The sequence below is a fragment of the Burkholderia sp. WAC0059 genome (assembly GCF_002870125.1).
GTDB lineage: Bacteria > Pseudomonadota > Gammaproteobacteria > Burkholderiales > Burkholderiaceae > Paraburkholderia.
Genome location: NZ_PNEO01000006.1, coordinates 20,322 through 45,080, shown reverse-complemented (window position 1 = coordinate 45,080; position 24,759 = coordinate 20,322). Strand labels below are relative to the sequence as shown.

Here is a 24,759-nt window from a genome sequence, read left to right as displayed (position 1 = left end):
AACCGGGGCGCCCTCCCGCTCGACCGCCGTGAAGAAAAGCCCGGCCCGCGCGACGAACGTCGACGCGCGCCGCGAGGCGGTACACCATGCCGCCGAGACCGACGACGAGCCGTACATCGGCGTCCAGCTTCGCCATTACCGCACGCTGCGCCGGCTCAAGCTGAGGGAGCTGGCCGAACTCGCCGACTGCTCCGAGAGCCTGCTCTCCCGCATCGAAAACAACCGGCTGAATCCGTCGTTCAGCACGTTGCGCAAGCTCTGCAAGGCGCTCGACGTGAACGTGGGGCAACTGCTCTCGATCAGGGAGGAAACCCTCTGCACGACCTACGCCGAAGGCGCGCGGCCGGTCATCGGCCGAACCCGTCTGCGGACCGACCTGCGGAAAGTGGCGGCCGAGGTCTTCATCCCGTATGCGGAAGGACGCCTGCTCGAAGGTTTCGTGATGGTGTTCGAGCCGGGCGGCGGCAGCAACGGCAAGGTCTCCCATCGCGGCGAGGAAGCGGGTTACGTCGTCGAAGGTCAGCTGAAGCTGGTCGTCGACCGGGAAACCTACCTGCTCGAGACGGGCGCGACGTTCTTCTTCCGTTCGGACATTCCGCACGAATACTCGAATCCGGGCACGACGGTGACCCGGGTCGTCTGGATCAATACGCCGCCCTCGATCTGACCGCGGCGCACGGCGCGGCGGCAGGCCTTCGGCGGCCCATTCACGCGTTTCAGGCGCCAACCATCAACTCCCCGCCCGTCAGGCCCAGCACGTTGCCGGTCATGTAGCTGGACCGGTCCGAGGCGAGGAACTCGACCAGATTGGACACGTCCGCCGGTTCGCCGTAGCGGCCGAGCGGAATGCCGTTCAATCTCGCCTCGCTGGCCAGCAACAGGTCCGTCCTGATGCCGCCCGGCGCCACGCAGTTCACGTTGATCGACCACGGCGCCAGCTCGCGCGCCCACGATTTCGTGAAGCCGAGCAGCGCGGCCTTGGTCGCCGCGTAGAGCGACGAGTCGGCCTGCCCGGTCAATCCCCAGTTCGACGACGTATTGACGATCTTGCCGCGCCGCCGCGCCTTCATCGTCCCGACGACGGCCTGCGTCGCGACGAGGCTGCTCAGTACGTTGACGCGAAACGCCACGTCGAACGCATCGGCCGTAATCGCTTCGAGCGGACAGTCGGCGGCAATCCCGACGTTGTTGACCAGCACGTCGATCCCGCCCAATTCGTCGCCGACGCGCTCGATCCCGGCGCGAAAGCGGGTGCACTGGCTCACGTCGGCGATCAGGGGCACGGCGCGGCCGCCCGCATCGACGGCACCGTCCACGACCTCGCGCACCCGTGCCGCGTCCACGTCGTGCACGATCACCGTCGCGCCGAGGCCGGCGAAGTGCATCGCGTGCGATCGCCCGATGCCCGAGCCCGCGCCGGTCACGAGGACCACCTTGCCGTCGAATTCGCGTCGATCCATCCGTTTCACCTCTCCCGTGAACCCGCAGACGCGTAGGTCGACAATCCCTGCTCCAACGACACGCGAGGGATGAAATTCAGGTCGCGCGTCGCCGCGCCGATGTCGAGCGCCCCGATATGCCCGTCGGAAAAGCGCGGCGCCTCGAAGAGCCGATAGCGCACGCCCGCGTATCGCGCCGCCACCGCCTGCGCCAGCCCGGCTTCGGAGATCGTCGTGCCGCTCGCGATGTTGTAGGCGAACTGCAACGGCGCGGTACTGTCCAGCGCGAGCAATACACCGTGCACACAGTCGTCGATGTGGATTAGCTGCCGCAGACTCAGCGGCGATGCGCTCACGTCCACATGCTCCGCATCGTCGTTGGCCGAATCGATCAATGCCTGAACGAGGCACGGCGTACGGCGCGCGGGACCGTAAATCGACGATACGCGCAACGCAACCACCGGCACGCCGAACGATGCCCTATAGCAGAGCGCGAACCGTTCGGCCACCGCCTTGCTGGAACCGTACGGGTCGTCCGCCAGCAGCGGCGCGTGCTCGGCGACGGGCGTTAGCGCCGGATGATCGCCGTAGACGGCGATCGACGACAGCAGCACGAACCGCCCGACCCGATGAATGCGGGCGGATTCGAGCAGATTCAGCGTGCCCGCCGCATTGACCCGATGCATCGTCAACGGGTCGTCGCGACAGAGCATCGGTCCCGAGATCGCGCCGGCATGCACGACGCGGTCGATTGCGCCATTCCGGAACAACGCTTCCACCTGCCCGAAATCGGTCAGGTCGCATCGCACCCGCTCCAACGAAACGCCCCCGAAACCCTCGTCGAACTCGACGTCCGCCGCGACCACGCCCGTGCCGCGCGCCGCGAGCATGCGGCACACCGCACGGCCGACGAAGCCGTTTGCGCCGGTGACCAGCACGCGGGCGCTCATCGGCGTGGCGCCTCGCGACCGGGCGGCGGAAACGCCGCCGCCCAATGATGGGCGATGTCGGCACCCGTGCAGAACCAGACCCCGGGCTTTTTCGACGCGTAGTCGAGGAAATCGACGAGCCCCCTGATGCGCGCCGGCCGACCGATGAGCCGGTCGTGCAGACCGATCGAGAGAATCGCCGGCCGATGTATGCCCTCCGCGTAAAGCCGGTCGAACGCGTCGATCATGTACTCGGAGAAATGGCGGGCCACGCTGAACCCTGAGTTTTCGTTGAAACGGTTGTCGTTCGTCTCGTACGAGTACGGAACGACCAGATGGGGGCGGCCGCCCACGGCGGTCCAGTACGGCAGCTCGTCGTTGAGTTCGTCGCGATCGTACAGAACGTGGCCCGTCGCCGCGATCAGCGAGCGCGTGTTGATGCCCGGCCGTCCCGTCATCCAGCCGAACGGTGTGCCGCCGGACACCTTGAGCATGAAGTCGACGGCGGCCTCGACGTGCGAGCGCTCCTCTTCGAGCGGCATCGTCTGATAGTCGAGCCAGCGGTAGCCATGGCAGACCAGTTCATGGCCGTCCCGCCGGACCGCTCGCAGCACGTCCGGCGCACGCGTCAGCGCCGTGACGACGCCGAGCACGCTGACCTTCAGCCGGTATTGGCGCAGCACGTCGAGCACCCGCCAGACGCCGACCCGGGACCCGTACTCGAATACCGATTCGGACAGCGGACTGCGCAATCCCGCATAGCACGGCATGCCGATGTCGTTCAGCATGCCCTCGGAACACGCGTCGCCGTCGGCGACGTTGCGCTCCCCGCCGCCTTCGAAGTTCAGGTTGAGATTGACCGCGATGCGCGCGCCTGCGGGCCAGCGTGCATCGGGCGGATGCTCGCCGTATCCGGCGAAATCGCGTTCCCGCGTCATGGGCGTTTCTCCTTCTTCGGTCTTCGCCGCGCCGTCCGGCCTGCAGAATCGTTCACGGCGTCACCTCGCCGGGCACGGGAGCATCGTGCGCGACGACGTTCAGGAACTTGCGCGTGCGTTCGTGGCCCGGGTTGTCGATGACCTGCTCCGGCGGCCCCTGTTCGATCACCTCGCCGCCGTCCATGAAGACCACCCGGTCGGCCACTTCGCGCGCGAAACGGATTTCGTGCGTGACGACGATCATCGTCATCCCCGCGTCGGCAAGACCGCGCATGACGTTCAACACGTCTCCGACGAGTTCCGGGTCGAGCGCCGAGGTCGGCTCGTCGAACAGCATCAGTTTCGGCTTCACCGCGAGCGCGCGCGCAATGGCGACGCGTTGCTGCTGGCCCCCGGAAAGCCGATGCGGCAGATGATCCGCGTGCGCGGCGAGCCCGACGCTCGCGAGCAGCGCCCGGCCCAGCGTCTCGGCCTCGCGACGCGGCGCCGAATACACCCGGCACGGCGCCTCCATGACGTTCTGCAACGCCGTCAGATGACTGAACAGATTGAAATGCTGGAACACCATGCCGATGCGGCTCTGCGCGCGGGCGCGCGCGAGATTGCGCACCGGCCGCAGCGCGCCGTTCGGACCTTCGCGATAGCCGACGTATTCCGAATCCACCTTGATCGACCCCCAGTCCATGGGCTCGAGGTGATTGATCAGCCGGAGCAACGTGCTCTTGCCCGAACCGCTGGGGCCGAGGATGACCACGACCTCGCCGCGCTCGATCGTCAGGTCCACGCCGCGCAGAATCTCGCGGTCGCCGTACGATTTCCAGACCTTCTTGCAGACGACGAACGGCGCGCGGCCGTCGTGCGCGTGCGCGTCCTCCCGCGGCAACAGCGTGCGAATCCAGGCATGGGCGTCGTTCGACGGCGTGGGCTCGAAACCCGGCTGCGCGACGTCCGGTTCGCGAAGCGTTTCCCCGCCGGCTTCGCCGGGCACGGCCCGCCTGGCCGCGCGCAACCCCAGAAAGGAAAAACGCAGGCGATGATCGCTTTCGTAATCGAACCTGCGCTCGAGCGCGATCTGCAGCACCGAAATGGCGCTCGTGAGCGCCAGATAGATCACGGCGGCCGCGCCGAACACGGTAAAGAATTTGAAGTTCTGCCCGACGATCTGCTGGGAACGGAACGTGAGCTCGTTCACGAAGATCACCGACGCGATCGACGTCAGCTTCAGCATGTTGATCGTGTCGTTCGCGAGGCCCGGCACGAGGGCCCGCATCGACTGCGGCATGACGATGCGGCGCAACGTGAGGAACGGCCCCATGCCGAGCGCGGCCGCCGCGATGGACTGCGAACGATTCACCGACAGGATTCCCGAGCGGAACATCTCGGCGCTGAACGCCGCCTCGTTGAGCGCGAACCCGATCACGGCGGTCGTGAACGCGTCGAAGCGCAAGCCGATCAACGGCAGCGCATCGAAGATGAACACGAGCTGCAAAAGCTGGGGCGTTCCCCGCACGAACCAGATGTAGCTCCACGCCGCGCCGCTCAGCGCCTTGTACCGCGACAGCCGCATCAGCGCGAGCGCGAGGCCGAGCACGACGCCGATCGCCATTGCGCACACGGTGATCCTGACGGCCATCCAGGCGCCGCCGAGCAGAAACGACGAACCGACGTAGCCGAACAATTCCCTGAAGCCGCCGGCGACCGCCTCGCCCGACAATCCGGCCGCGCCGGCCGACTGGGCGGCGAACAGCGCGGCCGCGACGAGCGCGTAACTACGACAATGGCGAAGGTTGGGCATACCGGTCGACCTCGATGGCGCGGGGCACGACTACTGCGTCAGCACCGTGACGGGCGCGATCAGCTTCGGATCGACGTTGTACTTCCTGAAGATGGCGGCCTGCGTCTGGTTGGCCTGCATCGCCTTGAGGCCGTCGGATACGGCTGCCATCAGGTCGTTGTTGCCCTTCTTGATGCCGACGGCGATCTTCATCCCGCTCATCACCATGAAACCGCGCGTATAGAGCTGCGGATTCTGGCTCGCCAGTTGGTCGACCAGCGCGAGGTCGTACATCATCACGTCGGCGCGGCGGCTCGCCACGAGCCGGGCGCCCGAAGCAATGTCCTGGAACGTCATGAGGTTCACTGCCGGCTTGCCTGCCGCCGTGCACTCGTCGGACTGCTTCTGGGCCATCTGGTCTTCGACCGTGCCGACGCCGGCGGCAACCGTCATGCCGCACAGCTTGCCGATGTCGTCGATCTTCTTCGGGTTGCCCGCCTGGACCAGACCGCCCGTCGCCGCCTGCATGTACGTGACGAAGTTCGTCTGTTGCGCGCGGGCGGGCGTGTAATACAGGTTATCCCACATCACGTCGATCTGGCCTGCGTTGAGCGCCGGCAGCAGCCCCGACCATCCGCCGGAGAAGAATTCCACCTTGACGCCAGCGCAGGCGAAGACCGCGCGGGCGAGATCGGCGTCGATGCCGACGAAGTTGTTGAAGTCCTTGCTGTCGCGAAAGACGTAGGGCGGCGACTCGGGATCGATGCCGATCTTCAGCGTCTTGCCCGCCAGCGACGGATACTTCTGCGCGACCTGGCCCGGCTCGCAGGATTGCGCATAGGCGCCGGAAGCAAAGAAGAAACTCGCGACGGCCAACAACAGCAGTTTGAATATTTTCGATGAAAACATGGGTCACCTGACGAAGTTGAACATCAAATGGACTGCGAATCCTGGCCTGTCGGCACAGCCAAGGGGCCGTGCCGGTCGCGAGGTCGAGACGGCAGCTACCGCCGCCGCGATCCATGCGCGGACATTCCGACTGCGGATACGTCCGGCCGCCCCGCACGGCAGCCGGCCAAACGCCGGGCCGTCACGGCCGTGACGCTCTCAGCGCGGCGGTCGCTGCGGCGTCGACCGCCCCGGTGTCGGTCAGCGCGACGCGGTAGATATCGCGGGCGCGCGCGCGGCCAACCCATCCCTCGGCCACGTCGCGCGCGACGCGCTCCGGGTCGCGCGCCGCCGGATCGCCGTATCCGCCGCCGCCGTTGGTCATCGAGACGACCCGCTGATCGCGGCGCACGTAGACGTGCTCCGAGGTGCCGAGTTCGCGTACCTCGCCCGCATCGGATTCGAGGTATTGCCGGGCCGCCCGCGCGTTGCCGCCGCCGCGCGTCCCGAGCGACGGATTCACCGTGCCGTCCGAACAGAACCCGAGCTCGAAATCGCAATCGACGGGACGAAACGCGGTCACGATGCCCGGCGCGCCGCGATGGGTGCCCGCGCCCTCGCTGTCGGCGATGACCTTGCGAACCTCGATCATCATCGGGTGCAGCATTTCGTCGATCTCCACGCTGTCGTAGAACGGCATGCCGGCATTGCCCATGCAGAACAGAGAGAGCCATCCATCCTCGACCGGCGTGCCGGGGCCGCCGCCGGCGGCAAGGATCACCTCGTTGACGAAGGCGTGTCCGTTGCGCGGGTCGCGGCCCGAGATGACGCCGGCCGAGGGCGGCAGCGCGGCTCCGCCTTCGGCCATGCCGATGGCCGGATCGATCGCCGACATGGCGAGCTGCACCGCGTTCGACACGCGGTCGCCGAGATTCGTCGTCGCCACCGAGGTCGAATGCGGATGCGTCGGAATGCCGACGCAGCAGTTCTCGCGCAGCTTCACCCCGATTCGGCGCAGGCTGCCGGCATTGGGTGTGATGGAAACGGGAAGGCTGTTGAGCACGCCGACGAGCGCCGCCGAGCGGGCGCACGCCTCGCTGAGGTTCACGCCCACCGGCAGACAGTCGAGGTTGTCCGTGAGGTCGACGGTGATGCGGCCGTTCGCGGCATCGACGGTGACGTCGGCGTTGGCCGGAATGCCGCCGGGCGGCGTGCCGCGCAGCGGATCGTGCGTGCAGGTGCCCCGGGCGCTGCCGGACCGGATGGTGGAGATGACCTCGACCATCTGGCGCTCCGTCAGGTCGAACCACTGGCCGGCATGCGCAGTCACCGCCTCCCAGCCGAGCTCCTCGCCCATGCGCACGATCTCGCGCTCGCCGATGCGCGCCGCGCCGATCATGGCGAGATAGTCCCCGCGCCATTGGTCCGGCACGCGGATGCGCATCATGCACATGTTGACGATGTCGCGATTGTCCTCGTAGTGCGACTGGACCTTGACGGCCGGGAAGATCAGCGCGCCCTCCTCGTAGACGTCGCGCGCGTTGCCCATGTAAGTCGTCGGCAGCGAGTTGCCGCAATCGGCCTGGTGAGCCTTGGCGACGACCGTGAAGCGGTGGACGTCACGGTCGTCGAAGACCGGCACGAGGATGGTGTGGTCGGCCGCGTGCGAATTCCCGTGGTAGGGCGAGTTGTGCAGAAAGGCGTCGCCGCGGCGCAGGTCCGGATGGATGTCGAGCATCGCCCGCGCCATGAGATCGGCGCCGCCGATGACGTGGATCGGATAGCTGTCGGCGGCGGTGAGCAGCTCGCAATCGGCCGTCACGATCGCGCAGGAAAAGTCGCGCGCCGTGTTGATGACGCCGGAGCGCGCCGTGCGCAACAGCGTGTTCGCCATCTTGCGCGTCACGCCCTCGAAGCGCTTCTGCATGATGGCGAGCTTGACGCCGTTTGCCACAGGCGCGCTCGACTGGTTCGGGACCGGCATGTCCATCTCCCCTTCTACGTTGCGCAGTGGACGACGAGGTGCCCGCCGGCGCGGCGCACGGCCCGCGCCCCGGGATTCACCACGATGGTCGTGAAGTTGCTCTCGACGATGGCGGGCCCGACCACGTCCTCGTCTACGGCCATGCGTTCGAGACGCCAGGCCGGCGCTTCGACGAGCCCAGTCTCGCGGAAATACATGGGCCTCGACCTGATGTCTTTGGCCCCGCCTTCCTCGCCAAGTCGAATCGACGCCGCCTCGGACACGCGGCAGCGCGCCAGCGCCCGCCAGCTCATGATCTCGACGGCGTCGCCGTCGTCGCGGAACGAAAACAGCGCGGTGTGTCGGGCGTGGAAGTCGGCGATCAGCGCAGCCACGTCGTCGTCGCTCGCGAACCGGGCGCCTCGCAGGGGCACGTCGATCTCCCACACCTGGCTCGGATAGCGCGCCTCGATGGAAAGGTCGATCTGCTCGTCGCGGGCGTTCGGCCCCGCCTTGGCGAAGAACGCCTGCGCCTGGGCGACGAGCTCGGCGACGATCGCATTGGCCCGATCGCGATCGAAGGCCGTGGTCTTCATGAAGGCCGTGCGCGAGAACTCCGTGGTCAACTCGGACATCATGGCGCCGGCCGCGCTCAGGGCCGCGCCGACGTCCGGAAAAACCACGGTCGCGCAGCGCAGCCGGCGCGCGATCAGCACGGCATTGATGCCGGCCGCGCCGCCGCCGCCGATCATCGCGGTTTCTTCCGGGTCGATGCCCTGCTTCACGGTGATGTCCTCGATCGCGTTCACCATGCTCTCGGTGGCGAGGTCCAGGATCGAAAGCGCGGCCTCTTCGACGCCGATGCCCAGCGGCGCCGCGATTTGCGTCGCGATGGCGTCGCGCGCCGCCTCGAGGCCGAGACTCATCTGTCCGCCGAGGAAGAACGCCGGGTCGATATAGCCGAGCACCACCGCCGCATCGGTGAGCGTCGGACGATGGCCGCCGCGGCCGTAGCAGACGGGGCCCGGCGTCGAGCCCGCGCTTTCCGGCCCGACGTGCAGCAGGCCGGCGGCATCGACCCGTGCGATGCTGCCGCCGCCGGCCCCGACGCTCTTCACGTCCACCGACGGAAATCCCGTCAGATGGCCCTGGTAGATCGGCCCGAGCCAGGTCTCGCGCGTCCTCGGCAACGCGCCGTCGCGTACCAGCGAGACGTCGTAGGTCGTGCCGCCGGCATCGGTGACGATGGCGGTGCGCACGTTTTCCAATTGAGCGAAATGCCGGCCGGCGACCGGCGCCATGGCGGGACCGGAATTGAGCGCGAGGATCGGACGGGCGGCAAGATCGGCGACATCGACCAGGCCGCCCTGCGAAGTCACCGCGAAGATCTGCCCGGTCAGCCCGCGCGCCTGCAACTCCGATTTCAGCGTGCGCAAATAGTCGCTCATGATCGGCTTGAGGGAAGCGTCGATGGCGCAGGCCGACGTGCGCCGATATTCGCGCACGGTCGGATTGAGCCGGTGCGAGAGCGTATAGGGCACGCCGGGCAAATGCGCGTCGAGCAACGCCGCGATGCGCTCCTCATGGGACGGGTTGACGATCGACCAGATGAGCGAGACGGCCACGGCCTCGACTTTTCTCGCCTTCAGCTCGCCGATGACGCCGAGCACCGCCGCCTCGTCGAGCGGCGCGTGAACGCGGCCGTCCGCCCAGATGCGCTCCGGAATTTCGAAGGTCAGCGAACGCGGAACGTAGGGCGCCGGATAGGGAACGCGGTAGTTGAAGGGATCGGTGCGGCCGCCTTCGCGGATCAGCAGGATGTCCGGATGCCCCGCGGTGACCAGCAACGCCGTCCTCGCGACGTTGCCGGTGACGACGGCATTGATGGCCCGCGTCGTCGAATGGAACAGCATTTCGGTCCGGCCCAGCAGGTCGTGGACCTCCACGCCGCTCGCCTTCGCCGCAAGCGCCAGGGCGCCGAGAATGCCGCCGATCGGATGCGGATAGGTCGTGGGCGACTTGAACAGGGTCGCAGCCCGCCCGGGTTCGTCGACCATCAGATCAGTGAACGTGCCTCCGACATCAATCGACATCCGCATCGCGCAACTCCCTGTCCTTATTGATGCGCAGTGTGCAACCCACTTTCACAACTAGCAAGTAGTTTCAAAATAAACTCCAGGCTTGCGTGGTACACAAGTCGCTCGCGTTCTGCTATATACAGGGCGGAGGGGGCCACGCGCCTTGCCGGAAGCCGGCGGCTGCAGGCAAGACACACACATTTCAATGCATGGAAGCTTGATGGAAAACCTGAATCCGGAAGCCGACCGGGAGCGCGAGGATTTGCCCGACGTCGGCCCGCGCGTGCGCTATCTGCGTCGCCTCAACCGGCTGCGCCTGAAGGACCTCGCGGCCGCGGCGGGCTGCTCGGAAAGCCTGCTTTCACGAATCGAGAATTCGGTCGTCGTGCCTTCGCTGACCACGCTGCACCGGATCGCGAAGGCGCTCAGCGTCAATGTCGCGGCGCTGATGGACCCCAAAGAGGAAGCGGTCTGCACCATCTACGGGCCCAACGACCGGCCGCGCCAGCCGCGCGTGACCGACGGCGGCGACGGCAGCACGGCGGAAATCCTCACGCCCTTCAGCGAGCACCGCCAACTCGAGGGACTCCTGCTCGAAATGCCCGCCGGCGGCCCGATGTGCGGCCCGTTCCAGCACGACGGCGAGGAAGTGGGCTATGTGCTCTCGGGAGAGCTCGAACTGTTGATCGAAGGGGAACGGCACCTCGTGCCGACCGGCTACAGCTTCTTCTTTCTATCGGACCGCGTGCATAGCTATCGCGCCGCCGGCGACGAGAACTGCCGGGTCGTCTGGATCAATACGCCGCCTACTTTCTGAATTCCACGTGCCGTGCTGCCCGGCTGTACTCGGCACGTCATACCCCAGCGGATTCTGAAGGACGCTTTCTTTTCGAATATGCAAATCGCGATGACGCCATTCGTCATCGCCGGCGCCGCCAGGCAAGCAGCCCCGTTCGCAATGGCTCCCGTTCCGATACGCCCGGCGAGCGCCCGCCTGTACTCATGAACCTATCCCTTCGCGCTCGAGCCATGAACGGAACAGCACGACCCGTTCATCGCCGAACTTCGCGTCCGGAACGTAGGTGCAATAGCTGCGCGACGGCAGACGAGGACCGGCAAACGGCGTGACAAGCCGGCCGGCAGCGAGATCGTCGGAGACCAGTGCAATCGGCCCCATCGCAATGCCGATTCCGTCGATGGCAGCCTGCAAGGTCAGATAGAAGTGGTCGAAGGTCAAAGTGGCTGCCGGCTTCAGGGCAGGAATTCCTGCGCTCGCCAGCCAGTCGGGCCAAAGCCGGGGAAGACTCGAAGTGTGCAGCAACGTGTGTTGCTGCAGGTCGCCCGGCAATCGAAGCGGCACTCGCTGCAAAAGCGCAGGACTACAGACCGGAAGTCGCTCGTCGGACAGGAAAGGTCGCATCGAGTAGCCATAGAACGTGTCCGGACCGCCCCGAACGATGATGTCATAGGTCTCTTTCAGACTTTCCAGCGACTCGTTCGACGTCTCCACGTTGACGTCCACGTCGGGATGCCCGGCGCGGAATTTAGCCAGTCTCGGCACCAGCCAGCGCAGCGTGAATGTTGCGGGCGCGTTCACGGACAGCGTCCGGGAGGCCGTTTCGGAGAGACCAAATCTCGCGGTTGCCTGCGCGAGCTGCTCGAACACGGGGCCGATTTCCTCCAGATAAGCCTTCGCCGCCGGCGTCAGCGCCACGCGCCGGTTGTACCGGTCAAACAACGATGCGCCAAGCCATTCTTCGAGCAGGCGCACGTGCTGGCTCACCGCACCATGCGTCACGTGCAATTCGGCGGCAGCTTCCTTGAAACTGCCGAGCCGGCCCGCGGCCTCGAAAGCCCGCAAGGCATTGAGCGGGGGCAATACCCGTTTCATCCGAAATAGTTTATCTAACTCGACTCGTCAATTTATCTGGTTTGTTTGACCTCCACAAGATAGATATCCTGCCAATTACATCGCTGATTCAATCTCTCGCTCACTTTCCGGCCCACAACCCGCATGCTCAGTTATACCGGCGGCATCGTGCTCCTTGCTGCCCTGCTCCACGCGAGCTGGAACGCGATGCTGCACGGCAACCGCGACCGGTTTTTGTCCATGACGTGGATGAGTATCGCCATCGCGGCGGTCTCCACGCTCGTCGTCCTGTCCACGCCCTGGCCGGCCGGCGCCGCCTGGCCGTACATCGTCGCATCGGGGCTCGTGCATATCCTCTACAACATGAGCCTCGTGCGGTCGTATGGCCGCAACGATCTGGCGCAGGCGTACCCGATCGCGCGCGGTTCGTCGCCGCCGCTCGTCACGCTCGGCGCGGCGCTCTTCGCGCATGAGGCGATCGGCCCCTTGCACGCGCTCGAGATCGCGATGATCTCGGGCGGTATTATCGCGATCGCGCTGCAGGGGAATCACGTGTCGCGCACGGGTGCACTGGCCGCGCTGACGACCGGTGCGACGATCGCCCTCTACACCGTGATCGACGGCGTCGGCGTCAGGTTGTCCAACAGCCAGCCGCTCACCTACACCGCGTGGATGTTCCTGTTCTATTGGCTGATGCCGGTGCTGTTTATCGCGGTGCGCGGGCTCGCGCCGCTATGGACGCCGATACGATCCGAGCCGCTGGCGGTCGGCTCGTCGCTCGCCGGCGGCCTGGTGTCGATCACGGCGTATGGCATCGTGATCTGGGCACTGCAGTCGGGCGCGATGGGCGCGGTATCGGCATTGCGCGAGACCAGCGTGGTGTTTGCGGTGCTGATCGGGCGAGTGTTTCTGCGGGAAGCGGTCAGTGGAACGCGCTGGCTCGCCTGCATGGTCGTCGCGGCCGGAGCGATTTGTCTGGGGCTTTGACACGACCTGAAGCGCCATGGGTTACCGCCGAAATCCGGCAGGCGCAGCGTCAGCCAGGCCACAATTCAATGGCTATGGCGGAGCACTATGTGAGGAAGCGCAGAGGCGACCAGGTGGGACCGAGATGCGCTAGATTTTGCGGAACAACGCGTATCTTGCGGAAAAATTAAAGTGTGCCGTTAAGCATAACTTGTCCGCGAAATAAAGCATAAGTTGTCCGAAATCGTTGGAGTTTTCGCGCTACGGCTCACTACTGATAAAGCATAAATTGTCCGAACGTGACAAAATAAAGCATAACCTGTCCGCAGAAAATCTCCCTTCGAGACAAGCCTATTTTTAAACTGCGCTACCCGACAATTTCTCGTATCCAGCACGAATCACATTGGCAATCAGTGGCCTACGTGCTATCAAGAACTCGTCATAGCCCATATTCCACCAACCGTCTGGCAAGGCGTGCCATTCGAGCATTTGTTCCAATTCCGTAGTCGAAAAGCGTGCAGCGTACTGCAACCAATAGTTCGCTGGCGGAACATCGGAGATGGCGATATTGTCATCCCACTCGACCAATGCGTAATTCGCAATCTGATTGATGTCGCGCACGCTATCGATACCCCGCTTCTTCAGATACTGTTTGGGAAACAGGTGGTGGCGTTCTAGCGCTTTTTTCTGTCCCTGAGCTGGGGGGTCCAGCAGGTCAGCCACTGGACTCTTGGAAAACAGCGCTCGTGCACCCAATAGAGTCTGCGCCGCATAAAAGCCGAATAGTGCAGGACTACGGCTCGCCGAAGTAGCCAGGTCTATCGGTAACGTCTTGGTCCAGTAGTCGTCCGTCAGGGTTCCGATCTCTACTGCAGCCAAGCGCATCAGAAACTGGTCGGCAGACTTCAGTTCGCGCAACTCGGCCAAATCTTGCTCCATTCGCGATTCTGGTGATGAGGTAAAGCGGCCAGTCAGCAACGACATGAACAGCCAGCGTGCGATAGCGTTTTTGAGTTGAAACCCATCGACACCGTATTCCGTACGCCCTAGCAAATAGAGCTGATAGGCAAACACCAGCGCGTTAACCGAACTGATGGTTTTCGTGCTGCGAAAGCCAGCGGCGCGCACTATGTTGAGGAAATCGGCCCAGTAGGTAACGTTCAACACCCGGGCCTGGGCATCACGCAGCTTGCCGAACTGATTGTCACGCTGACCAAGATTGACCTCTCCGGTTGCCAAGTCCTTCCCGCGCAGCAGCGAATAAACGTGCTCCAGACGCGCACGCCGAAAGGCCACGCCCACGTCAACGCGTAAGAGGTGGTCGGGGTCCGGCTGGAAGATTTGATTAAACGGACTCGGCTGTCCCGTTGGTCCAGGCTGGCGCGCTGCGCGGCAGAATGCTTCCAGCTCGGTGCGTCCGTCATCCCAAAAAACTGACATCAGAGTCAGGATAAAGTCCGACTGGTTGAGCTTCTTACCTTCGCTGTTGATGCGCACGAAAACGTCGGCAACCTGCTCTTCGGTGCATTGCTGCGATAGCTCAAGCGCGATGAAAGGAAAGTTAGTCAGACCGGCCAACCTCCCTATAGCGTCGGCAATCTTTTCTTCTTCGGCGTCGGAAACCTCACGCGCAGCCGCCAGGCGCCTGAGATATTCGCCTATGGTTTTGTGGGTCGGCCGATTGAATACCCCGGAGATGTCGAGAATGTACTCGGGGTCCCGTTCCGTAGTTGCATCGGGAACGACAAAAGTGCCGCTCTGCGGCCGGAAGGCGATACGGATGTATTCGCGCTCAAAGTTCTCGCGCAGCACGGCTTCACGACGAATGACTGCATATAGCGAGGTCAGACGTTGCTGGCCGTCCACGATAAGTAGCGAGGGCGCCTTTTGCTTGTTCGTCTCTCCGATAACTTTGGCATCGGTACCTTCTGCGCCGGTTTGCCAGAACAAGAAGTAACCAACCGGATAGCCACGGTACATCGAGTCAAACAAATCACGAACCTTGGAATTGGCCCAGACAAACGGACGCTGGATGTCCGGCAGACCAATTCGACCAAGTCCGATGTCCCCGATAAGGCCACCGAGGCTATAGTGGACCTCTTTGAAGAGAGTGTCGGTCATAGTTCTTAAAAAAATCCCCGAAGCATGTGACTTCAATACACATCGAGTACCGAGCCGTTGCGTAGGTACAAAAGCCTGAATGACAGACCTACCAATGCTAGAGATGCCACGTTATACGGGATGGTCACCGCTGTTGTTTCCGCGGCGAGCTCACGCCTATCTAACATCCTCGGTATACGGCGTTGCATTAATCTCGCCCCAGAAAATTACGTATGATTAACCATCCTGAGTGACAGAAGAATTAATAAAGAAATTTTCAACTTCAGCCCGTCCTATTGTAGAGTCAATCAATTCCTATTTGGCATGTGTTGACCCAACAACAATTCGGCGGAATTTATTCGCTGTGATTTTTTCTTGATCAATTTCGTAAATTAGGCAGCCCTCAAAATCCTTTGACGAATTTAATTTACCGGCCACCACAACTTCGCGCAAAGCAATGGCCGAATCCGACAGAAAGTGATCAAGCGGCCGTTGATCGCCGACGGAGAACACCCGAACTAACAGTTCGCGCCCTTCGTGCTTCCTTACTACAGATGCCATACTGCGCCTCCATTCAGGTATGTACAGTGTAGAAATAGCCAACATACCCACCTCATGACTGACGACGGGCAAATCATGCGGCAGTTTCTTCGTCATCGTCCTCAACTTGCCGGTCGTCGGCACGTTCATCCCATACACCTACACCCAACTTGCAGATTGCGGGATATCCCCACAGCTCAGTTGCCGCCAGTCGAATCTGGGCTACACGTTTCCGGCAATTGTTGGGCCCCCAGTGTGGGCGATCCATAAGATTACCCCGGTAATCACTATTCGCAAGAAGTTCATTAAATGATACTTTACGCTGATCCTGCAGCCATTTAAGCTTGCTCGGCTCCCCAACAAAAGGCACATTCTTCATCCCGCGGTTGTCACGAATCGGAAGAACGGTAAGATTGCCAAGATGATTGAGCCAGCGCTCCATATTCTTTTTATGGAGTCGCCCCTCTCTCTGATCTTGATCGTCAGGAGTCTGCGGATAAATATGCTCAACGTCCCAAGACCGGAAAGCCCCCTCTTTGCCGAACCAGACGCTGTCCTGGAAAGGGGAAATATCTTCCCGCGTATATGGTCCCCACTCGTCTGACTCAGGAAGATGCCGCCCGTATTTCCAGAAGAGATAGTGAATGAGGTGCCGATATTGAATATAAAACTGCGGACTCTCCAGCGCACCATCAGGGAAAACTTGCGAATTCTTCTGCTCTTCGGACAACTCTTCGCCCAAGCGAGAGCCTTCTTCTACGTTCCAGTAGGGGGTTGTATGCCAAAACACTTGATGCGCTGCATCTGTGGGAGTGGAAACAGCATGACCAAGGCCGTCAGTCCAGTTGTCTTGATACAACTGGCGCGCGACACGCCACTTGAAGGAGCGACCGCGGTTGCTCTTCTCCTTTGATAACGCGCTTCGGAAAGAACTGATTTCACAAAATCGCACCAACGCCTCAGCCTGGTCCCTCCACCGTCGAATAGCAGCAACGATAAGCGGTTGCAACTCGCCATCTCGGCCCAACCGCGCAAAGTCGAGCAGAGCATCCCGCAAGGATTGCCCATATTCCTTGGGCATGCGTTCATAGGGGCGCTCCACAGCAACCCATATTTCGGCCACTTCTACCAGCGTATTCAGGTACCGCTCTATCCACGTACCAACACCCATTCCATCGCTTGCTACGGCCTTCAAAGCACTGTCAACCTGCTGAAGCACTCGGTCCGAGCTTTTGAACTGTCTTTCCGTGAACAGTATCCAGTGCACCTTCAACAACTTGTCGGAATCGAGCGGCTCTCCGTGGCTGGTGACATCCAAGCGTTGATATAGAATGTCGTAGCGTCGTGTAATCAGATCCTCCAGCTGATGCCTAACCTCTTCGTCATGCTCAGCTCCAGCCCACTCAATGAGTTTGTTCTTTACCAGATCAAACTGACACACTTCTTTGCCACGAAGATTGATGCGCTCGAACAGGCTTGTAGCGCCAGCAAGTCCAGGAGCAACATACAGGATCACCTGAGCATCAAGCAGAGTCTCTTCCTTAAATTCGCCGCTACGCTCGATCAGCAGATTATACGCATCGACCATCAGCCTCTGGGACAAAGTTTGCTCAACCTCTCGGCGCCCGCTTAACAGCGCAATTGAGAAATCGCCATCGGCTTTACGCGGTGATACCCAGAGTGAGGTCAGACCTCCCGCAGTCGCTCGAACAACCTTGTTTCCACCACCCTGCGCCGCAACCGCCAGCATGAGCGTGGTCAGACGCTGCTGGCCATCGATGATTCCAAGGGCCCCTGTATTGTCAGGGCAAACCACGACTAAGCCGAGGAAGAGAGGCATGCCCTTGAACTCAGCGTCCTTGAGATCGCGGACAAGATCGACAACCTGGGAACTACCCCAGTCATATGGGCGCTGGAACGGCGGAATATAAAAATCGTAAGACAGCAATTCCCGGAGCGTTAAAAGTTTCGATTCCCCGGTCTCAAGTTTCAGCGGCAGCATGTATTTTTCTCGTCAACGTGTTGGGTCACAATGGGCTAGCTCCGTCCGTCATCGACTTCAGACGCGCATCTCGTCTCATACGCCAGGAGATATCGCCGATCTCCGGCGGAGATAGAGTTTTGTCCCCGTCAACAAGCCCAGCGCCATTTTCATCCATGATTCGGACTTACACAAACCCAATAGCGACAGGCGGCGTTTCTTTCAACGCGCATCCGCCTTCAAGCGTCGCAATGAAACTCTGCCAACAGCAGCGCTTGGAACCGATGGCGACGGGCTACCGCCGCAAAATCTCCCGGTGTGAGCATACTCAGACGATCCGGCCCCGAGCACAGCTCAGAGCCGGCGCAGGCAACCCAAGTGCCTCAACCTGCCGGCAGAGTAGTCTGCCAAGACTCGCCCCGCGTGAGATAGTCAACCGGACCTTGAGATCAAAGCGCCGAAGCGCTGCCCGGTCGAAGCCGTCCGTCAGGTTCGTTGACGCAATGAAACCCCCGTGAAAGATTCCCATGCAAGCCAACATCTCGTTAACGGCAGTCACTTCCCGATTCCTTACCGCGCGACGACGACGATCCTGCAGGAGTCCGTCGACCTCATCGATCAGTAGCGTCGCCCCGTCCTCGGCGGCCTCGCGAAATATATTCGCAATATTCTTTTCGTTTACCCAACGGACATGCCGAGCAGATCCGATCTGCGCTTGGCCCGCAACGGCAACTCGAGCTGCTGTGCCGGCCATCGGGCCAATACCATTTCCCAGTACCGAGCGGTCCATACAAGCACAGTCGCCGGAACGGCCCGCAGCCAGCTCGCTACCCGCGCGAATGAGCCCAGGGTTGTATCGGGCAACGGATCAGGTACATCCGCACCGACTGGCTCACGCAACTGGGCCTTGAGCGTCGCATTGATCATGCCGCTCCGCGCCACACCGGGCTGATCGGTGCTGAGGTCCGCCCCGGACTGTGTGCGCGACCGAGGCCGCCCGGGAAATCAGCGGACACCAGTACTTCGGATCTGGGCACATGCGCGACATATGTATCCCAAGCACCACAATTTTTCCAACACAGGTTTGCATTCGTTCTACGCATTCGGACATACACAAGTACCCACCAGTGTTGACGAAGTCTGCCCATCAGAACAGTCTATCAGGCGGAATATTTCGATTGAACATGAGGAATACGCAAATAAGAGCTTTCCACACAACTAATATGTTCCAAGAGAGAATAAAATCCTTGCAAAAGAATCACAGTTAAGCGCGTGATCAATATCATGGTTCAACTTGGATAACGTCACCTGCAGCAATAGCGATCTGGTTGAGCCCAGCACGAAAAATGGGGAACGGGGATGATGCAGGAACAGGCAGATGACGCCGGGGATTGGACGACCGATACCGATGTGAAACTACCGAGCGTTCAGGTTATTGCCGACCCGACCATTGGGTACGCAGCAATCCAGAACAACGTCCCGGTCGTCCGTGAAATTCTCGTCGTAAACGATGGGGAGACAACGCTCGCTGATGTCGAGCTACTCGTCAAATGTGTGCCAGCTTTTGCCGAGAGTATTCGCTTCCGTTTTGAGGCGTTGGCGCCCGGTGAGAGCCGCCGCCTCGCACCAGTCGATCTGCGTCCGGACCATCAGTATTTCAGCCAGCTCGACGAATCTGAGCGAGCCATCATCACGGCGACGTTGCGCGTCCAGGAAACGGCACTCGTAACGGCAACGCACAACATTGATGTGCTCGCCTACGACCAGTGGGCCGGTACACGGTCGTTACCCGAACTGCTGGCCGCGTTTTGCATGCCAAACTCGCGGGTCGTAGACAAGCTCCTCGCGCGGGCATCCGGGTTGTTGCGCCAGACGTCGGCCGAGCTGTCCATGGATGGATACCAATCCAAGAATCGCGAGAAGGTCTGGAAACAGGTATCGGCCATCTACAGCACGATAGTTGCCGAGGACATCCAATATTCCAATCCGCCGGCGTCGTTCGGAAATGACGGTCAGAAAATCCGGACGCCGGAACGCATTCTGGATGGCAAGCTTGCGACATGTCTGGACCTCGCCATGCTGTTTGCCTCATGTCTGGAGCAAGCAGGTCTGCATCCCGTCGTGCTCTTCAAGGAAGGTCACGCCTGGGTCGGTGTCTGGCTGATAGACACCAGTTTCCCGACCGCATTGATAGACGATGTCCAAGCGGTTCGCAAGCGAGTGAAATCTGGCGAGTTCATGGTCTTCGAAACCACCGGGGTAGCCGGCGGACAGAAGCCATCGCTTCGCTGGGCCTGCACCCGTGGCGAGGAACACCTGAATGACGAAGCCGAATTCGCGTACGCCGTCGATGTCCGACGCGCACGCGAAGTTCAGATTCGCCCGCTCCCGTCCCGTTCATCACAGTCCGACGAGAAGAATATCCCGGTTGCCAGGGTCGAAACGCCCGTCATCGAGGACGTACCGCCGTTGCCGCGACTGGACCCCATCGTCATCCCCCTACGCGATGATGTCACGCCAGAAACCCCAGAGGGCCGCTTGGCAAAATGGAAGAGCAAGCTGCTCGACCTGACGCTCCGCAACAAGCTGCTGAATTTCAAGCCGACGAAATCTTCGCTGCGCGTCATCTGCCCCGACCCGAGTGCACTGGAAGACCGACTTGCGGACGGAAAAGAATTCCGCGTTCGTGCGAAGCCGAAGCTGATGTCCGGTTCGGACGGCCGCGACGCCAATGTGTATGCCGGCCGGAACGGCACGGCCGCTATGGATGACCTCGCAACCGACGCACTCGGCCGGAACGAAATCGTCACGGATGTCGAGGAAGAGGCGCTGGAAGGTCGACTTCTCGAGATATTCCGAACGGCAAGCACAGGCATGGAGGAAGGCGGTGCCAATACGCTGTTTCTGGCTTTCGGGATGCTGGAATGGCAGGAGAGCAAGGATGCTGAATCCAGCCACCTGGCTCCGATTCTGCTAATCCCCGTCACGTTGTCCCGCCAGTCTGTCCGAAGTGGGTTCCGCTTAACCCGTCACGATGACGATGCGCTCGTGAACCCGACGTTGCTGCAAAAGCTGCAACAGGACTTCAGCCTGAAGCTACCGTCGTTTGACGTCTTGCCCGCAGATGACCATGGCATCGACGTCAACGGGATTCTGCAAACCTTCCGCCTGCATGTAGCTGAGCTGAAGGGATGGGAGGTCAAGGAACAGGTCCATCTGGGTATCTTCTCGTTCACGAAGCATCTGATGTGGAAGGACCTCCAGGACCGCCAGAAGCAGCTCCAAGAAAACAGCGTTGTTGCCCATTTGATTAACAACCCCGGCAAGGCCTTTGCTGACAGCGCGACAGGCTTCGAACCTGGCACCCTGGATGAGAAATTCCGGCCCCAAGACCTGTTCACCCCGCTGCTGTCGGACTCGTCGCAGCTGCGTGCCGTTTGCGTCGCCGCCGAAGGCAAGAATCTTGTCATTGAAGGTCCGCCGGGTACGGGCAAAAGTCAGACCATCTCGAACCTGATTGCGCACCTGCTGGCTACCGGGAAGACCGTGCTGTTTGTCTCGGAGAAGATGGCCGCGCTGGAGGTGGTCCATCGTCGGCTCAGCAGCCTCGGCTTGGGGCCATTTTGTCTCGAGCTGCATTCGTCCAAGGCGAAGAAAGCAGATGTTCTGAAGCAGCTCGGCGTCGCGCTCGATGCAGCCGGCACACGTACGGTGAAGGACTGGGAGCGAGAGTCAGAACGGTTACTGACGCTTCGAGCAGACCTCAACGGAGTCGCGCGTGCGCTGCATCACATCCATCCGAACGACCTGACCATTTACGATGCCATCGGAACCAGCCTGCAGCATGCGGAATGGCGACCCGGCACGATGCTATGGGCCGATGCAGATGTACATGACCGTACGCAACTCGAGGCACTGCGCGAAACCTGCCGCCAGATGGGAGCATTGGCTAGCCAGTTGAGCGGCTTGCAGAACCATCCTCTGTCAGTCGTTCACAAAACTGAGTGGACGCCATCCTGGCAGCAGGAGTTTCTCGATACGATTTCGAAGTTCGAAGCACAAATCAAGAAGCTGGACGAGGCCGCGTCAAACCTGCTGAATCAGCTGGGTCTTCCGAAGATTGCGTTCTCCCTGAATGGGTTGGGCAAGTTCGATGTACTGGCCGACGTACTTTCTGCCGCACCCACTGTGCCGGTCGATGTTGCCCGGTCGGCGCACGACGAGTCCGCTCGCAACCGACTGGCCAACTTGCGGCAACACGGCCTGGCGCGCAATCAGGCATGGGAGCCGCTTAGCAAACACTACGCGGATGACCTTGCCACCCTGAACGCGTCCGAACTGAAGCTGCAATGGGCGGCGGCAACCAGTACCTGGTGGCCTAAAAGTCTGTTTGCCCAGCGTGCTGTTACCGGGCGACTGCGCCTGTATCGGCAAGACCAGCGTCGCCCGCAAAGTGGAGATGTGCCGGCTGTCATCACCGCACTGACAACCGTCAACGCCGAAGACAAAGCCCTCGAGGCCATGTCGCACGATGCGACAGAACTGCTGCATGAAACGTTCGCAGCGTCGAAAACGGACTGGGCTGCCGTTGAGTCGGCCGAGCGGTGGGCAACTTCGTTTGCGGACGCGGTAACGACTATTGCCGGCAATGACATCGAACTGGCCCCAACGCTTCGCACGAAGCTTCAGCCATTTGTTGCGGACAACCGAAGCATGCTGAAGGCGGATATGCCGCTTGGCGCAAGTTTGCTCTCGTACCGAGATTGCTATCGAGATTTCACGGCTCAACTCCGCCATGTTGTTGAGCTCGGGCACTGCCAGGCCGAACTCGGTTTGGACCCAACTGCCGCTGGCGTGACTCCTCGACTGTTGAGCCTGCTTCAGGAATGGCAATCTGCCTCGCGACAATTGCAGCCGTGGTGTCTGTGGCGGAAATCCCGCACCAATGCAATTAGCAGCGGATTGCAGGGAATTGTGGACGCAGTGGAGGTCGGCGAGGCACCGTTGTCTAGCGTGGCAGTGTTCTTCGAATACAGCTACCAGAGCTGGTGGTTGCGAAAAGCGATTGACCGGGAGCCCATACTCTGCAACTTCGCGAGTGCCGAGCATGACCGTAAGATTGCTGAGTTCAAGGAGGCTGACGAACGTTTCCAGAAACTAACCCAGCAATATATTGCGGCCAAACTGGCGGGACAAATTCCCGCGGGCGTAGAGGTTGCGCCCGGCGCAGATTCTGAGCTGGGAAAATTGCGACGCGAACTGCAGAAGCAGCGCAAGCACATGCCGATTCGGCAACTGGTGCAAAACCTGCCGAGCTTGATGACCCGGCTGAAGCCATGCCTGCTGATGTCGCCTTTGTCGGTCGCCCAGTATCTGGACGCGTCGCACGCCCAGTTCGACGTGGTCATCTTCGACGAGGCTTCCCAGATTCCTGTATGGGATGCCGTCGGTGCCATTGCGCGCGGCAAGCAGCTTGTCTGCGTCGGCGACCCGAAACAACTGCCGCCGACCAGTTTCTTCTCGCGGTCAGATGACTCTGACGATGGCGTGGATAGCGACGACGTTCAGGACCTTGAGAGCATCCTGGACGAATGCCTCAGTATCGGCCTCCCTGAACTACGCTTGACCTGGCACTTCCGAAGCAAGCATGAAGGGCTAATTACCTTCAGCAATGTCACGTACTATGACAATGAGCTGGTCACGTTCCCATCGCCCGTCACGAACGACCAGAGCGTGCGCTTCGAACGCGTCCACGGCGTCTACGACCGCGGCGGCTCGAGGACCAACCGCGCGGAAGCCGATGCCATCGTCAAGGCGATTGAACAGCATTACCTCGACCCGACGAAACGGCAACTAACGCTTGGAGTGGTGACTTTCAATCAAGCGCAGCAGAGCCTGATTGAACGGATGCTGGATGAGCGGCGCCGAGCATCCCAGCAGCTGGACCAAGCTATTGCGCAGGCGGCGCAGGAGCCGCTGCTCATCAAGAACCTGGAAAACGTTCAGGGCGATGAGCGCGACATCATTTTCTTCTCCATCACCTATGGTCCGGACACGTCGGGCAAGGTCAGTCTCAACTTCGGTCCGTTGAACCTGGAAGGCGGCCATCGGCGTCTCAACGTAGCCGTCTCGCGTGCCCGTGTCGGCATCGTGATTTTCAGTACGCTGTTGCCCGAGCAGATTGACCTGTCGCGTGTCAGGGCCGCTGGCGTCCGAGACCTGAAGAACTATCTGGAATTCGCCATCCGTGGCCCGCGCGCCCTGATCGAACAAAGCATGCCGACCGGGAGGGAGCCTGACAGTCCGTTCGAGCGGCAAGTCATTTCTGCGCTTCGCGAGAAGGGTTGGACAGTTCATCCGCAGGTCGGCGTGTCTGGGTACCGGATTGATATTGGCGTAGTCGACCCGCGTGCGCCGGGTCGCTATCTGCTGGGCGTTGAGTGCGATGGTGCCATGTATCACTCGGGCGCAACGGCCCGCGACCGAGACCGACTCCGCCAGCATGTCCTTGAGGGGCTTGGCTGGGAGTTGTATCGAATCTGGTCTACCGACTGGTGGCTGAATCCTGAAGAGCCAATGCGAAAGCTTGTGGCCCGGCTGGAAGAATTGGTAGCGACGATGCCCACCGAGGGCGAGCCGACGGTTAAACTGCCAGAAGAAACGGCCCACGAGGAAGAATCACATACCTTATACACAGGAGCCGAGTCGGTCATGGAGTCGGTTGCTCCTGTCGCACAGCTTCCCGAATATGAACTGGTCAGCCTGGATAAAGGCAATCCGGATCTTTTCTATGAAAGCCGGTCAATGTCGACCTTGGCTGGTCAGCTAGTCCAGGTAATTCAAACGGAAGGGCCCGTGTCGCAGGGGGTGTTATTCAAGCGCGTAACGCGAGCCTGGGGACTCTCTCGAGTAGGTAGCCGCATCGAAGCTCATCTGAGCGCATTGGTGCCCGGACAGGTAGCTCGTACTACAGACAACGCCACCATTTTCTACTGGCCAGAACACGTCAATCCGAGCACGTGGGAAGGTATCCGCGTTCCAGGAAACGACGCCGAAACGCGCCGAAGTATCGACGAGATTACCCTCGAAGAACTGGGCAACGCGGCCGTGTACATCCTCATGCAGCAAGGCGGCACGTCGCAGGACGGGCTGGCAAAAGCAGTGTGTCGGTTGTTGGGTGTGGCCAGGACAACTGCCGAGGCCGGTGCGCGCATTTCCCGAGCACTCGCCCACGGACGACTTCAGGCGGTGGTAGTTGTCGAGGGTGGTTTAGTCCATTTGAGGAAATAAGCC

At 61.4% G+C, this 24,759-nt stretch carries 16 protein-coding genes; 4 read left to right on the top strand and 12 right to left on the bottom strand.

From position 1 onward, the window contains the following. Positions 1-28 precede the first annotated feature (28 nt). Positions 29-667 (top strand): cupin domain-containing protein, encoded by a 639-nt coding sequence (locus tag CY652_RS07930; protein ID WP_180970473.1) that lies wholly within the window; start codon positions 29-31, stop codon positions 665-667. Positions 668-716: 49 nt separating this feature from the next. Here CY652_RS07930 and CY652_RS07925 read toward each other — a convergent pair whose 3' ends face one another. The 7 genes from CY652_RS07925 to CY652_RS07895 all read right to left on the bottom strand — a co-directional run bounded on the left by CY652_RS07925 (position 717) and on the right by CY652_RS07895 (position 10,024). Then, positions 717-1,460, bottom strand: coding sequence for an SDR family NAD(P)-dependent oxidoreductase (locus CY652_RS07925; protein ID WP_102130168.1), 744 nt, complete (start codon positions 1,458-1,460; stop codon positions 717-719). Positions 1,461-1,465: 5 nt separating this feature from the next. After that, a complete protein-coding gene (locus tag CY652_RS07920) occupies positions 1,466-2,389 on the bottom strand; it encodes an NAD-dependent epimerase/dehydratase family protein (protein WP_102130167.1) in 924 nt (307 codons plus the stop codon). Then, entirely contained in the window at positions 2,386-3,306 is a 921-nt protein-coding gene (locus CY652_RS07915) for a polysaccharide deacetylase family protein (RefSeq protein ID WP_102130166.1), read from the bottom strand. The genes CY652_RS07920 and CY652_RS07915 overlap by 4 nt, the downstream gene beginning before the upstream one ends. Before the next feature lie 52 nt (positions 3,307-3,358). Beyond that, a complete protein-coding gene (locus CY652_RS25025; RefSeq protein WP_102130165.1) occupies positions 3,359-5,101 on the bottom strand; it encodes an amino acid ABC transporter permease/ATP-binding protein in 1,743 nt (580 codons plus the stop codon). A 30-nt stretch (positions 5,102-5,131) separates the two neighbouring features. Next, positions 5,132-5,989: an ABC transporter substrate-binding protein gene (locus CY652_RS07905; protein WP_102130164.1), complete on the bottom strand. Its 858-nt coding sequence runs from the start codon at positions 5,987-5,989 to the stop codon at positions 5,132-5,134. A 181-nt stretch (positions 5,990-6,170) separates the two neighbouring features. Further along, positions 6,171-7,952: a hydantoinase B/oxoprolinase family protein gene (locus CY652_RS07900; RefSeq protein ID WP_102130312.1), complete on the bottom strand. Its 1,782-nt coding sequence runs from the start codon at positions 7,950-7,952 to the stop codon at positions 6,171-6,173. Positions 7,953-7,966: 14 nt separating this feature from the next. Then, complete coding sequence (locus CY652_RS07895; RefSeq protein ID WP_258002229.1) at positions 7,967-10,024, bottom strand: hydantoinase/oxoprolinase family protein; 2,058 nt, start codon at positions 10,022-10,024, stop codon at positions 7,967-7,969. Between the two features lie 205 nt (positions 10,025-10,229). Here CY652_RS07895 and CY652_RS07890 point away from each other — a divergent pair, with 205 nt between their 5' ends. Next, positions 10,230-10,826 (top strand): helix-turn-helix domain-containing protein, encoded by a 597-nt coding sequence (locus CY652_RS07890; protein ID WP_180970471.1) that lies wholly within the window; start codon positions 10,230-10,232, stop codon positions 10,824-10,826. Positions 10,827-11,009: 183 nt separating this feature from the next. Here CY652_RS07890 and gcvA read toward each other — a convergent pair whose 3' ends face one another. After that, positions 11,010-11,900 carry a transcriptional regulator GcvA gene (gene gcvA / locus CY652_RS07885; RefSeq protein ID WP_102130161.1) on the bottom strand — a complete coding sequence of 297 codons (891 nt, stop codon included), beginning with the start codon at positions 11,898-11,900 and terminating at the stop codon, positions 11,010-11,012. 123 nt (positions 11,901-12,023) lie between these two features. Between gcvA and CY652_RS07880 the strand changes: the two genes are divergently transcribed. Beyond that, positions 12,024-12,866: a DMT family transporter gene (locus CY652_RS07880; RefSeq protein ID WP_102130160.1), complete on the top strand. Its 843-nt coding sequence runs from the start codon at positions 12,024-12,026 to the stop codon at positions 12,864-12,866. A 336-nt stretch (positions 12,867-13,202) separates the two neighbouring features. On the opposite strand, the gene CY652_RS07875 is transcribed toward CY652_RS07880, so the two are convergent. The 4 genes from CY652_RS07875 to CY652_RS25080 all read right to left on the bottom strand — a co-directional run bounded on the left by CY652_RS07875 (position 13,203) and on the right by CY652_RS25080 (position 18,220). Further along, positions 13,203-14,966, bottom strand: coding sequence for a GmrSD restriction endonuclease domain-containing protein (locus CY652_RS07875; RefSeq protein ID WP_102130159.1), 1,764 nt, complete (start codon positions 14,964-14,966; stop codon positions 13,203-13,205). A gap of 294 nt (positions 14,967-15,260) precedes the next feature. Further along, positions 15,261-15,602 (bottom strand): hypothetical protein, encoded by a 342-nt coding sequence (locus tag CY652_RS23890; RefSeq protein WP_146010045.1) that lies wholly within the window; start codon positions 15,600-15,602, stop codon positions 15,261-15,263. Beyond that, a complete protein-coding gene (locus CY652_RS07870; protein WP_102130158.1) occupies positions 15,580-17,487 on the bottom strand; it encodes a DUF262 domain-containing protein in 1,908 nt (635 codons plus the stop codon). The genes CY652_RS23890 and CY652_RS07870 overlap by 23 nt, the downstream gene beginning before the upstream one ends. Positions 17,488-17,794: 307 nt before the next feature. Beyond that, complete coding sequence (locus tag CY652_RS25080) at positions 17,795-18,220, bottom strand: AAA family ATPase (RefSeq protein WP_374703637.1); 426 nt, start codon at positions 18,218-18,220, stop codon at positions 17,795-17,797. A 605-nt stretch (positions 18,221-18,825) separates the two neighbouring features. Here CY652_RS25080 and CY652_RS07860 point away from each other — a divergent pair. Next, entirely contained in the window at positions 18,826-24,756 is a 5,931-nt protein-coding gene (locus tag CY652_RS07860; RefSeq protein ID WP_102130156.1) for a DUF3320 domain-containing protein, read from the top strand. Positions 24,757-24,759: the final 3 nt, after the last annotated feature.